Origin of the sequence: Hydrogenovibrio sp., assembly GCF_965140365.1 — a bacterium.
Taxonomy (GTDB): Bacteria; Pseudomonadota; Gammaproteobacteria; order Thiomicrospirales; family Thiomicrospiraceae; genus Hydrogenovibrio.
The window spans coordinates 2,559,159-2,570,810 of the sequence record NZ_OZ223196.1 but is presented as its reverse complement, the minus strand read 5'-3'; the positions used below and the strand labels follow the sequence as shown (position 1 = coordinate 2,570,810).

Annotated in this window: 12 protein-coding genes and 1 pseudogene; 8 read left to right on the top strand and 5 right to left on the bottom strand. The window is 46.9% G+C overall.

All coding sequences use genetic code 11. The features are described from left to right. Positions 1 to 45 precede the first annotated feature (45 nt). Genes AC0KH7_RS12135 through AC0KH7_RS12110 form a run of 6 tightly spaced genes read left to right on the top strand, consistent with a single transcriptional unit; the run spans position 46 to position 5,917 of the window. A complete protein-coding gene (locus AC0KH7_RS12135; RefSeq protein ID WP_472373722.1) occupies positions 46 to 2,886 on the top strand; it encodes a monovalent cation/H+ antiporter subunit A in 2,841 nt (946 codons plus the stop codon). Then, positions 2,886 to 3,302: a Na+/H+ antiporter subunit C gene (locus AC0KH7_RS12130; RefSeq protein WP_472373721.1), complete on the top strand. Its 417-nt coding sequence runs from the start codon at positions 2,886 to 2,888 to the stop codon at positions 3,300 to 3,302. Before AC0KH7_RS12135 ends, AC0KH7_RS12130 begins: the two co-directional genes overlap by 1 nt. Next, positions 3,299 to 4,816: a monovalent cation/H+ antiporter subunit D gene (locus tag AC0KH7_RS12125; protein ID WP_472373720.1), complete on the top strand. Its 1,518-nt coding sequence runs from the start codon at positions 3,299 to 3,301 to the stop codon at positions 4,814 to 4,816. Before AC0KH7_RS12130 ends, AC0KH7_RS12125 begins: the two co-directional genes overlap by 4 nt. Before the next feature lie 12 nt (positions 4,817 to 4,828). Continuing rightward, positions 4,829 to 5,326 (top strand): Na+/H+ antiporter subunit E, encoded by a 498-nt coding sequence (locus tag AC0KH7_RS12120; RefSeq protein WP_472373719.1) that lies wholly within the window; start codon positions 4,829 to 4,831, stop codon positions 5,324 to 5,326. Then, positions 5,320 to 5,589: a K+/H+ antiporter subunit F gene (locus tag AC0KH7_RS12115; protein WP_029939302.1), complete on the top strand. Its 270-nt coding sequence runs from the start codon at positions 5,320 to 5,322 to the stop codon at positions 5,587 to 5,589. The genes AC0KH7_RS12120 and AC0KH7_RS12115 overlap by 7 nt, the downstream gene beginning before the upstream one ends. Before the next feature lie 10 nt (positions 5,590 to 5,599). Then, on the top strand, positions 5,600 to 5,917 hold the full coding sequence (locus AC0KH7_RS12110) for a Na+/H+ antiporter subunit G (RefSeq protein WP_472373718.1): 318 nt from the start codon (positions 5,600 to 5,602) through the stop codon (positions 5,915 to 5,917). Between the two features lie 312 nt (positions 5,918 to 6,229). Here AC0KH7_RS12110 and AC0KH7_RS12105 read toward each other — a convergent pair whose 3' ends face one another. Next, on the bottom strand, positions 6,230 to 6,949 hold the full coding sequence (locus AC0KH7_RS12105; protein ID WP_472373717.1) for an MlaA family lipoprotein: 720 nt from the start codon (positions 6,947 to 6,949) through the stop codon (positions 6,230 to 6,232). Between the two features lie 50 nt (positions 6,950 to 6,999). Next, positions 7,000 to 7,926, bottom strand: coding sequence for a hydrogen peroxide-inducible genes activator (locus AC0KH7_RS12100; protein ID WP_472373716.1), 927 nt, complete (start codon positions 7,924 to 7,926; stop codon positions 7,000 to 7,002). Positions 7,927 to 8,195: 269 nt separating this feature from the next. Here AC0KH7_RS12100 and AC0KH7_RS12095 point away from each other — a divergent pair. Both AC0KH7_RS12095 and AC0KH7_RS12090 read left to right on the top strand, forming a co-directional pair. Further along, positions 8,196 to 8,294, top strand: a pseudogene (locus AC0KH7_RS12095) (hypothetical protein); the annotation flags it as partial. A 71-nt stretch (positions 8,295 to 8,365) separates the two neighbouring features. Further along, entirely contained in the window at positions 8,366 to 8,773 is a 408-nt protein-coding gene (locus AC0KH7_RS12090; protein WP_472373715.1) for a nitroreductase family protein, read from the top strand. Positions 8,774 to 8,793: 20 nt separating this feature from the next. Here the strand turns inward: AC0KH7_RS12090 and AC0KH7_RS12085 are convergent, their stop codons facing one another. From AC0KH7_RS12085 to AC0KH7_RS12075, 3 genes are all read right to left on the bottom strand, one after another. Next, the gene (locus tag AC0KH7_RS12085) at positions 8,794 to 9,132 is read right to left on the bottom strand and encodes a hypothetical protein (protein WP_029939295.1); all 339 of its coding nucleotides are present in this window, start codon (positions 9,130 to 9,132) and stop codon (positions 8,794 to 8,796) included. Between the two features lie 93 nt (positions 9,133 to 9,225). After that, a complete protein-coding gene (locus tag AC0KH7_RS12080) occupies positions 9,226 to 10,869 on the bottom strand; it encodes an acetolactate synthase large subunit (protein WP_472373714.1) in 1,644 nt (547 codons plus the stop codon). Positions 10,870 to 11,028: 159 nt separating this feature from the next. Continuing rightward, complete coding sequence (locus AC0KH7_RS12075; RefSeq protein WP_472373713.1) at positions 11,029 to 11,652, bottom strand: thiol:disulfide interchange protein DsbA/DsbL; 624 nt, start codon at positions 11,650 to 11,652, stop codon at positions 11,029 to 11,031.

Here is an 11,652-nt window from a genome sequence, read left to right as displayed (position 1 = left end):
AACCTTTTCAGGTTATAAACTGCTTTTATAGTGAATCTGATTATTATGAATCTATTGGCCTTTAATCTTCCCATCGTGGTGCTTCTTCCCTTTTTCGGCGCCATTTTGGCGGCGTGGGCTTCCAAGCTGAACCGTCTGGCCGCGGCTTGGACCAGCGGCGGTGTTGCCATCCTTTCATTGGCGTTTCTGATGCCGTCGGCTTCCTTGCCGTTCCAAGGTGAAACCTTGATTCAAAGTTGGCCTTGGATTCATTCCATCGGACTGCACTTCGCTTTCCGTCTGGACGGCCTCGCCTTACTGTTTGCCCTGCTGATTCTGATTATCGGATTACTGGTTATTTTCTATGCCCGTTATTACCTGGCCGCTAAAGACTGCATGGGGCGTTTCTTCTCCTATCTGCTGATGTTCATGGGTTCCATGCTCGGGATTGTGCTGTCGGAAAACCTGATTCAAATGGTGGTGTTCTGGGAATTGACGTCCATCACCTCTTTCCTGCTAATCAGTTATTGGCAACAACGTAAAGACGCCCGTCAAGGCGCACGCATGTCCTTAGCCATCACCGGCGGCGGCGGTTTGGCCTTGCTGGGGGGCGTCTTACTATTAGGTCATGTGGTGGGCAGTTATCAGTTATCGGACGTCTTGCTGGCCGGCGATCAAATTCGCAACAGTCCGTTATATTTACCCATTCTGATATTGATTCTATTAGGTGTTTTCACCAAATCGGCCCAATTCCCGTTCCATTTCTGGTTACCGAACGCTATGGCCGCCCCAACGCCAGTATCGGCGTATCTGCATTCTGCCACCATGGTTAAAGCCGGCATTTTCCTGTTAGCGCGGTTCTTTCCCGTTTTGTCGGGCACACCAGAATGGTCTTGGTTGGTCGGCGGGGCCGGTTTAATCACCTTTCTGCTCGGCGGTTACACCGCCCTGTTCAAAAACGATTTAAAAGGCCTGTTGGCTTATTCTACCATCAGCCACTTGGGCCTAATTACATTATTATTCGGCTTCGGTACCCAACTGGCGGCCGTGGCCGCGATTTTCCACATCATCAACCACGCTACCTTTAAAGCTTCATTGTTTATGGTGGCGGGTATCATTGACCATGAAACCGGCACACGCGACATGCGTAAACTCAACGGTCTGATTAAATACATGCCGCACACCGCCGCGTTGGCGATAATCGCCTCGGCCGCCATGGCGGGTGTGCCGCTGATGAATGGGTTCCTCAGTAAGGAAATGTTTTTCCAACAGGCCGTGGAAATGTCGAATGCCGACTCCATGGCTTGGATGATTCCGGTGCTGGTCACCATCGGCGGGATTTTTTCAGTGGCTTATTCGATTCGCTTCATCCACGATGTGTTCTTTAACGGCGAACCGATTGGTTTGACCAAAACACCGCACGAACCGCCGCGTTTTATGAAAATTCCGGTCGATATTTTGGTTATTGTTTGCTTGGCCGTCGGGATTTTCCCTGCCTACACCGTCGCTCCGATTCTACAGGTGGCGGTAATGGGCACTTTGCAAACAGCGGCACCGGCTTACAGTCTGGCCATTTGGCACGGCTTTAATTACCCATTAATGATGAGCTTTATCGCCATGGCCGTCGGGGTGTTGGTGTATTTCCGTCGCGAGCGTTTCTTCGCTTTCTACAAACGCTATTTCCGCCGAATCAATGCCAAACGGTACTTTAACTTCTGGTTACAGAAATTATTTAATGCCTCGATTCGCGTTTCCCGAAGCTTCGACAAAGGCTCATTACAAAACGCTTCGGCCTGGATTATCGGAGCCTCACTGGTGATTGGTGCCTATGGCTTCTTAGCCTATCCCGGCGCTTTGTTCGGCGACCGTGCCTTACTGCCGTTGGACGGCGTGACCTTGGTCGTCGCGCTCGGATTGATGGTTATCAGTCTTCTGACCATGGTCTGGCACCGTCAGCGACTCTTGACTCTGATTGTCATCGGCGTCATCGGTTTGGTGATTTCACTCGGCTTTGTGAAATTCTCTGCGCCGGATTTGGCGTTGACCCAATTATCGGTGGAAGTGGTGACCATCGTTCTGTTATTACTGGCGTTGTATTTCCTACCGCAATACACTCCAAGACAAGCCAGCCGAGGGCGCTTATGGCGTGACGGTTTACTGGCGGCTTTCACCGGCATCGGTGTCACCCTTTTCACCTTGTCTGTATTGACACGCGATTACAGCACCATCGCCGAATATTTCCTCGCCAACAGTGTTCCGGGCGGTGGCGGCACCAATGTGGTCAACGTCATACTAGTGGATTTCCGTGGCTTCGATACCTTGGGTGAAATCGTGGTATTGGCACTGGCAGGCCTGGGCGTTTTTGCCATGCTGGAAGGCATGAAACTGCCGGCTCCGAAAAACGATATCGAGGGCCGTTTGTGGAACACCGACAAGCATCCATTAATCATGCAAACCCTGACCCGATTGCTCTTGCCGCTGATGTTGCTGGTGGCGGTGTTTATCTTCCTGCGCGGTCATAACTTACCAGGTGGCGGCTTTATCGCCGGTTTAATCGCGTCGGTGGCGCTGATTGTCCAATACCTGGCCAACGGCATTCAATGGACCAGCCAGCGCATCAAGGTTGACATGCATTGGTCCATCGGTGTCGGGCTGTTGATTGCCATTTCCACTGGATTGGTGGCGATGGGACTGGGTTATCCGTTCCTGACATCGGCCTTCACCCATCTGCATTGGCCGGTGGTTGGCGAATTCGAAGTGGCCAGTGCCATTGCGTTTGACCTAGGGGTTTTCCTGGTCGTCGTCGGTGCGACGGTCATGAGCCTGGTGCAACTCGGTAAACTCAGTTACGCCTCGCATCATCCGAATGATCCAACGGCGAATCCCGTCTGTCAGGAGGTGAAATAATGGAAATTCTTGTGGCTTTGGTTATTGGTGTTTTGACCGCCAGCGGCGTCTTTTTGACCCTCCGTGCCCGGACCTTTCCGGTGGTATTGGGCATCACTTTGCTGTCTTATGCGGTGAATGTCTTCCTGTTCACCATGGGCCGTTTGACCATCGGTTTACCGGCCGTTATTGACCCGGAACAAGGCGGTTATACCGACCCGTTACCGCAAGCATTGGTTCTGACCGCCATCGTCATCGCCTTCGGGATGACTGCCTTTTTGATTGTTTTATCCCTCAAAGCCCGCGCCGAATTGGGCAACGACCATGTCGACGGTCTGCATTTGGCACCGGATGAAGATTCTCTGGAAAATACCGTGCCACCGAAACTGCATAAAAACGGTTCCGCTTCTCATCATCAGGAGGACGGAACACCATGATGCCTTTAACGATTTATCCTTTGCTGTTGCCATTGATTGGCGGCGTGCTGCTTTTATTGGCACGTTTCGGCGGCCTCAAATTACAACGCGCTTTAAGCTTCCTGTTGACGTCAGGCCTGGTGTTTATTGCGGTTTTGTTGTTGCAAACCGCCATGGACAACTCACCTCAGGTCTATGCGCTCGGGAACTGGGTGGCACCTTATGGTATCGTACTGGTGCTGGATCAATTGTCCGCCCTGATGGTGTTGATGACGTCGATTCTCGCTATCGGCGCGCTTTGGTATGCTATGAGCACCGGCATCGATGCCAAAGGGTCACATTTCCATGTGTTGTTCCAAATCCAATTATTCGGTCTGAACGGCGCTTTCATGACCGGTGACGTCTTCAACCTGTTCGTCTTCTTTGAAGTCCTGCTATTAGCTTCCTATGGATTGATGTTGCACGGCAGCGGCCGTCTCCGCACCAAAGCCGGGTTGCAATATGTGGTCATCAATCTGATCGGTTCCACCCTATTCCTGTTCGCGGTCGGCGCGCTTTACGGCATTCTCGGCACTTTGAACATTGCCGATATGGCGGTGAAAGTGTCGCAATTGCCGGAAAGCGAGCACGCCGTAATCGCCGCCGCCGGTTTATTGCTATTGTTGGTTTTCGGCATCAAAGCGGCGATTTTCCCACTGTATCTGTGGTTGCCACAGGCTTACGCCAATGCTTCAGCACCAGTCGCCGCCCTCTTTGCGATTATGACCAAAGTGGGACTTTATGCGATTATCCGCGTGCACGGCACCGTTTTCGGGGAAACCGCACAGGATCTGGCTTTCTATTACATCCCTTGGATACTGGGCTTCGGGTTGGTCACCATGCTACTCGCTGCTTTAGGCGTCATGGCCTCCCGTGGGTTGCGCGAACAAGTGGCTTATTTGGTATTGACCTCGGTGGCCACATTATTAATCGGGATCGGTTTAAACACCGAAGCCGGCCTTTCCGCCACTTTGTATTATCTGATTCATTCCACACTGATGGCCGGTGGTTTCTTCTTGCTGGCGGATATGATTGCCCGCGGACGTGGCCATTTCGATGACCGTTTCGATTCCGGCCCGGTGATGCACCGTGCGGTCTTGCTGGGTGGTACTTTCATGTTCGTGGCCATCGCCATGACCGGCGTGCCGCCGTTATCCGGTTTCTTCGGAAAAGTCTTGATTCTGTCGGCCGCATTGTCATCGGATTGGTTCGGGTGGATTCTGGCGACAGTATTGATTTCCGGTTTGTTGATGATCATCGCTTTGGCGCGTTCCGGTTCCCTGCTGTTCTATCACACTCAACCGCACGTCGAATCGAACGGTGAACGCTGTAACCGTAACGCTTATGTCGCGGTTGCATTCTTATTGGCCGTCAGCCCGTTGCTGGTGATTTTCGCCACACCGGTAACGGCACTGACTGACTCAATTGCCCAGCAGTTGCAGCAGCCCATACTGTATATCGAAACGGTGCTCAACACCCCTGCGGTGACAGGATAAAAAGGATACGTGATGCGATTGAAGACATTATTGCCCCATCCGGTATTGAGCCTGTTTTTATGGCTGATCTGGTTATTATTGAACAATAATTTCAGCGCCGGACACATGGTGCTCGGCCTAGTGTTAGCCTTAGTTATTCCGATGATTACAGCGGTTTTCTGGCAGGAAAAAGTCTGTTTGAGCCGTCCGTGGACCCAATTACGCTTTTTCGGCATAGTGCTATGGGACATTTTGGTGGCGAATGTAGCGGTCGCCAAGTTGATTTTAGGGCCGAAAGACCATTTAAAACCGGGTTTCATTACCATTGATCTGGACATCCAACATCCGCTTGGTATCAGTTTTCTGGCCAATACCATTTCCCTGACGCCGGGCACCGTTTCCTGTGATTTGTCGGAAGACCGCAAGCAATTGCTGGTACACGCGTTGCATGTCGAAGACCCGGCCGAAACCATTCAGGAAATCAAACAACGCTATGAGCAGCCGCTAATGGAGATTTTTGAGTCATGTTAGAAACCGTTTTGGAAATCGCTTTCGTCATGGTGAGTCTGGCGTTGGTGTTGAGTTTTTACCGATTATTGAAAGGACCGGACATTCCCGATCGCATTCTGGCGTTGGACACGCTGTACATCAATTCCATCGCCTTATTGATTCTGTTTGGATTGTACTTGGGCAGTCCACTGTATTTTGAAGCGGCGTTATTGATTGCGGTGATGGGATTTGTCGGTACCGTCGCCTTAAGCAAATACCTGCTCCGCGGCGACATCATGGAATAAGGTGAGCATCATGTTGGAATATCTTTTAGCCGCGCTGATTCTCATTGGCGCTTTCTTCACACTGGTGGGCTCCATCGGGCTCTTTAAACTGCCAGATTTCTTCATGCGTCTGCACGGGCCGACCAAAGCCACCACTTTGGGGGTTGGCGCCATTTTATTGGCCTCTGTTCTATACTTCAGTCTGGATAAGGACGGCGTCAGTCTGCACGAAATCCTAGTGACCTTCTTTTTGTTCATCACCGCGCCGGTCAGCGCGCACTTAATGGCTAAAGCGGCCTTACACATCAAAATCAAACAAGTCGATAAAACCCAAAATCGTATCGATTGAATTCAAACACTAAATTACCATTAATATCATTTAACGATAAAGCTTCTGAATGTCCTCAAGAAGCTTTAAATTGATTTTCACTCCCCCTACCATATATTTTTTTATTAAATCGATTAGAGAGTAATTTACGGCTCTTAAAAGAATATGAGAGCTTTGCACGAGTGGGGCACGAGGAAAAAATGAAATAAAATTCTTCTGAATTAGGCGGAAAACGAAGCTAATAGCTGGCTATTAACGAGTTTTTCAACGACATTCAGGAAAATTTTAGCCATTTTTAGCCGTGTATCCATCTCATGCAAAGCTCTCCTATATTTATTCGAAATTGAAATCGTCCAGATCCGGGGTTGGCGGATTACCGTTATAAATGAGATTCATACGATATTGCATATAACTTTCACGCATGAAAATATATGGATCGGGTTGTGAACGGATTTCACCCATCAGAGTAATGACTTGCGTGTAATCGACAAATTTCTCGCCCAGAAAGAGCATAATACGACCGACATCGTCGGTTTCGATCAAATACGGATAAGTGGGGTTATAAACCGCATCAATACTGCCACCGACCAATTCCCGCGTGGTATAAGGCCCGAGAATCGGTACCATGAAAAAAGAGGCTTCCGACCACACGCCCCATTTATAAAGGGTTTGTCCTAAATCTTCTTTTTCGTAAGTCAAGCCGGCTGGCGTGGCGATGTCCAATATCCCAAATAACCCGAAAGTGGTATTGATCGCTAACCGCATAAAACTGGTTAACCCGGCTTCAACATTTCCCTGAAAAAACGCATTAACGGTATTCAAAGGTTCTTTTAAATTCCGGAAAAAGTTCCCGATACCGGTTCGCGCAGGGCTCGGAACATAACGGTTATAAGCGCCTGCGACGGGTTCTCCAATAGCATCGTTAAACGCCATATTAAACTGATAAACCGCCCGGTTATAGTCTTCATAAGGGTCTTGTGTGTTCATGGCCGGTTGAGTCGGAAATTCATAATCTTTGAGAATATCGTCATCGGCTTGGATTGTAATCGTCATCAAACTTAAACAGACAGCAAATAGGGCGTTTTTTAATCGAATCACAGTACTTATTCTTCTTTTAAATCCGGTTTAAGAGTACAGGGTAACTTAATACCATCGAAGGTTTCTTTAAAGGTTTGTAACACTTTATGTCTTGGAAAGCTTTTTCGCCAGGCCATGACCACTTCCCGTTTTGCAATAGGTGTTTTAAGCGGCTTGTACACCAGCAAATCGTCCTGATTTTGACAGGCGGTACAGGGTAACACGGTAATACCAGCTCCTGAAGCCACCATATAACGAATGGTTTCCAATGAGCTGCCTTCAAGTGTTTTTTGTAATGGATTACTTTGATAATTCAAATGCATCAAACTCGGGTAGGCTTCTATCACTTGATCGCGAAAACAATGACCGGCCCCCAAGAGTAAAACGGTTTCGTTATGCACTTCTTCTAAAGCAATTTCGTCCCTTTCAGCCAATGGATGATCTTTCGGCATGGCCACTACAAAATTTTCTTCGTAAAGTGGAAACACTTCGGTATTCGGTTCCGAAAAGGGCAAGGAGACAATAATAATGTCCAATTCACCACTGTGCAATTTTTTAGCCAGCTCATGAGTGTAATTTTCTTCAATGGATAAACGAATGTTTTGCGCTTTCTGATGAAATTCAGAAATCAGGTAAGGTAACAGGTAAGGCCCAATGGTATAAATCACACCTAACTTTAATTCAGTGGTTTGAGACTGTTCATCTTGGGTAATTTGCTTGATGGTTTTGGTTTTTTGAATGATTTCTTCTGCCAAATCGACCACTTGTTGGCCAATTGGCGTGATTAAGACATCGTTTTTGCGTCTTTCAAACAAATTTACATTCAGTTCGTCTTCAAGTTTTTTAATGGCGATACTTAGGGTTGGCTGACTGACGAAACAATTTTCCGATGCTTTTCGAAAATGTTTTTCTTTTGCCAATTCCACTAAATATTTCAGTTCGTTTAATGTCATTCTGATTATTCACACTTAAGTATATATTTATGTATTCTTTATTTTGTTTTGTTCTTTTTATTTCTCTTAGTGAGGCCCAATAACAAGGATAAGTTGTATTTTGATTTTGAATTCAATTTGTTAGCCTGTTTATAACCCTAATAAGAATTGGACTATTTTTTACTGTATGAGATGTGAAAGAATTGTGGATAACCGCTTGAATAAACTTTACTCAAGATTTTATTCACAATTTGTTACAGTTTATCCAAGTTTAAATACCGTAGTTATTCATGAGTTATTCTATGTCAATCTTACAGACAATTAAATCACGTCGCAGTGTTTATCAGTTCACTTCAGCTCCAGTCAAAGCGGAATGGATTGATCAGTGCCTGGAAGCCGCTATTTGGGCACCCAATCATAAAGTTACGGAACCCTGGCGCTTTTGGTACTGGGATCCGACATGCAAGCGACTTTGGCGCATATCTATGCGGATAGCCGTGCGAAGAAGCGAGCCGATCCAAAAACCGATGCCTTTAACGAAATTTATGATAAAGCGGTTTTTAAATTTCAAGCCATTCCCAAAATTGTTTTGGTAGGGCAGGTTTTAAACGCCGATCCGGTTATGTGCAAAGAGGATTACGCCGCCTGTAGCTGCGCCATTCAAAATTTTCAGTTGGCGGCTTGGGAATTAGGCCTGGGTGTGCAGTGGAGTACCGGGCCGGTTATTCAGGATAAAAGGACCTTTAATGCCTTACAAATCGATTCTAATCAGGTGGAGTTGATTGGGGCTTTGTACATGGGTAAACCGGCTTGTGTCGGGGAATCCGGTCGTAAACCGGTTGAAAAGGTGACAACATATCTGGATTGAAAACGCCAAAATTTCATGGTTTAGAAATTCAGGGTTTCTTCATCGTCGATCAGACTGATTTCCGGGTTCAAGGATTCTCGTAAAGAGCGTTTGAACAAGAGTTTATTCTGAACCGGTTGCGGCAGATCCGTGAACAGAATCAAGCGTTTTTCAATCATCAAATCAACCATATCTTCAATGACACGAACCATATCCAAATCGAGCTTGTTAAGCACTTCTTTAATGAGTTCTTCGTTCTGGGTATTTTGTAAAAACGCTTTGACTTGCGGGTCAAACACACTCGATTCGATGTAACCTTCGGTTTCCGAAAAGGTGATGTCTTGGATTTGGTTTTGGGCATCGCATTTAATGTAAATCATAGAATATCCGCAATACTGGAATGGAAAACCCTAGTATAGAGGTTCCTTTTGGATTTTTCATGAGTAAAAAATCTTATTAACTTTTTTCAGCCATCAAGATTCAATTTCCGAAATGACATTTCCAAGCAGTTCTGTTAAACGGCTGTTTTCCGAATAATCCACCGGGCAGTCAATGATGGTTACCGTATGGTTATTTAAGGCGGTTTTTAAAGCGGGAAGCAATTCATTGGCCGCGTTGATTCGAACACCGGTGGCACCAAAGGATTCAGCGTATTTGACGAAATCCGGATTTTTAAAATCAATGTAAGCGGGCCGGCCGTAACGACGGTTTTGTTTCCAGTTAATCAAACCATATTGGCTATCATTCCAAATCAGGACCACTATTGGGGTTTCACAACGCAGTGCGGTTTCGATTTCCTGGGCGTTCATCATAAAGCCGGCATCACCGGTGACAGCGACAATCGCTTTTTCGGGAAAAGCCAGTTTAGCTCCAATGGCTCCGGGAACGGCGATTCCCATGCTGGCAAACCCATTGGAAATAATGCAGGTATTGGGCACTTCGGAACGGAAAAAACGCGCCATCCACATTTTATGAGCGCCGACATCGCAAATGGCAATGTCTTCTTTATGCATCGCTGTCCGCAAATCCCAGATAATTTTTTGCGGCTTCATGGGCCAGGCATCGCTGTCGCCCATGCGATTCATTTCCTGAATCATCGATTCGCGTAATGGAAAAGGGGTTGGAACCGATTCTTTTTTCGGTAATTTTTCGGTCAGAGCTTTCAGGTTTCGACCGATGTTTCCGATTAATTCCACATCGGGAATGTAGCTGTAATCGACTTCTGCGGGGAAAGTGTCGATGTGAATGATCGTGTGTTCGCGGTTCGGATTCCATAGGTGAGGATGGTATTCGACCATATCAAACCCCACACAAATCACCAAATCCGATTCGGCAAAACCGGCGTTTTCATAGTCGCCTTTTTGCAATCCGGCGGTGCCGACCGACAACGGATTTTTGTAGTGGGGCACAGCACCTTTGGCCATAAAAGTATTCACCAATGGAATTTGGTAATGATTGGAAAAGGCTTCTAGTTGTGAAGTGGCTTTGGCACGAACGGCACCGTTGCCGACCAGAATCATAGGTTTTGATGCTTTTTGAATAATTTTGGCGACTTTATCGATGAGTTTATGATCTGCCAAACTGAGTCGTGTTTCCACAACCGGGAGAGGTTTTTCCGGTGTGGTCATTTCACTGACGTTTTCTGGAAAGTCGATAAAAGCGGCCCCGGGTTTTTCGGCTTGAGCGAGTTTAAATGCTTTACGAACCACTTCCGGCAGAATTTCCGGTTCTAATACTTGAGTGGCGTATTTGGTAATCGGTTTGAATAGATTGACCAAATCGACGACCTGATGCGATTCTTTATGCAAACGAGTGGTGGCGGCTTGACCGGCAATGGCCACGACTGGTGAATTGTCCATATTCGCATCGGCTACGCCGGTCACCAGATTGGTTGCCCCTGGGCCTAGGGTGGAAAGACAAACGCCCGCCTTGCCGGTTAAACGGCCGTAAACGTCGGCCATAAAAGCGGCGCCTTGTTCGTGACGGCAAGTAATAAAGCGGATTTTGGAATCGAGCAGGGCGTCCATCATATCCATATTCTCTTCGCCGGGAATTCCGAATACGTATTCAACTTGCTCGTTTTCAAGACATTGTACGAAGAGTTTGGAGGATTTCATTGTGTGTTCCGCTTTGTAAATGGTTAAAAATCACCAGGCCTGGTGATTTCTGAATAACTTGTTTTTTAACGATTATAAACGTAAAAACGGATGAAGCGCAAAATTCAGCTAAGAGAGGCGGGTAGAATGCCCGATTACGAGCATTCTAAAAGCTGTAGATTATTTATTGACGAGTGTGTTGACCACTTTCCATAGCCCTTCACGAGAAGAGGCCATAGGTACATCGGTCAGGTATTTACCGTTGACGATAATCGCTGGCACACCGTCAATACCGTAATCTTGGGTTTTTTGTTTGGCTTGGGCAATGGCACTGTTGACTTGGAAACTGTTGAACATTTTCTTGTAGTCTTCCGGTTTCACGCCCATCGGTTCAACAAATTTCGCCAAGGCATCGACATTGAAAATCGGCTTACGATCACGTTGGATGGCGTCGAAATAACGATTATGAAATTGTTTTTCGATGCCAAGAAATTTCGCCGTATAGTAAACCCGCGCCATAAAAACCCAATTCGGGTTATTTAAGACCGCTGGCATACGTTCGAAATGAACGTCTTTCGGTTTGTTTTTCAGCCATTTATGAAGGCTGGGTTCTAAATGATAGCAATGCGAACAACCATAATAAAAGACTTCCACCACTGTTTTTTTATGCGGTGCAATTGATTGAGGGTTGGGTACTTTTTTGTATTCAACGCCCTCAACAATCCCCATGTCGGTGTTGGCTTGCACCGACTGGAATGCTAAAACAAATAAAAAAACAGTGTAAGTAATGAATCGTTTTGTCAT

Excerpts from the sequence above, each read along its gene's own strand:
- AC0KH7_RS12135 (WP_472373722.1), top strand. The coding sequence starts at position 46 with ATGAATCTATTGGCCTTTAATCTTCCCATCGTGGTGCTTCTTCCCTTT.
- AC0KH7_RS12130 (WP_472373721.1), top strand. The coding sequence starts at position 2,886 with ATGGAAATTCTTGTGGCTTTGGTTATTGGTGTTTTGACCGCCAGCGGC.
- AC0KH7_RS12125 (WP_472373720.1), top strand. The coding sequence starts at position 3,299 with ATGATGCCTTTAACGATTTATCCTTTGCTGTTGCCATTGATTGGCGGC.
- AC0KH7_RS12120 (WP_472373719.1), top strand. The coding sequence starts at position 4,829 with ATGCGATTGAAGACATTATTGCCCCATCCGGTATTGAGCCTGTTTTTA.
- AC0KH7_RS12115 (WP_029939302.1), top strand. The coding sequence starts at position 5,320 with ATGTTAGAAACCGTTTTGGAAATCGCTTTCGTCATGGTGAGTCTGGCG.
- AC0KH7_RS12110 (WP_472373718.1), top strand. The coding sequence starts at position 5,600 with ATGTTGGAATATCTTTTAGCCGCGCTGATTCTCATTGGCGCTTTCTTC.
- AC0KH7_RS12105 (WP_472373717.1), bottom strand. The coding sequence starts at position 6,949 with ATGACGATTACAATCCAAGCCGATGACGATATTCTCAAAGATTATGAA.
- AC0KH7_RS12100 (WP_472373716.1), bottom strand. The coding sequence starts at position 7,926 with ATGACATTAAACGAACTGAAATATTTAGTGGAATTGGCAAAAGAAAAA.
- AC0KH7_RS12090 (WP_472373715.1), top strand. The coding sequence starts at position 8,366 with ATGCAAGCGACTTTGGCGCATATCTATGCGGATAGCCGTGCGAAGAAG.
- AC0KH7_RS12085 (WP_029939295.1), bottom strand. The coding sequence starts at position 9,132 with ATGATTTACATTAAATGCGATGCCCAAAACCAAATCCAAGACATCACC.
- AC0KH7_RS12080 (WP_472373714.1), bottom strand. The coding sequence starts at position 10,869 with ATGAAATCCTCCAAACTCTTCGTACAATGTCTTGAAAACGAGCAAGTT.
- AC0KH7_RS12075 (WP_472373713.1), bottom strand. The coding sequence starts at position 11,652 with ATGACAAAACGATTCATTACTTACACTGTTTTTTTATTTGTTTTAGCA.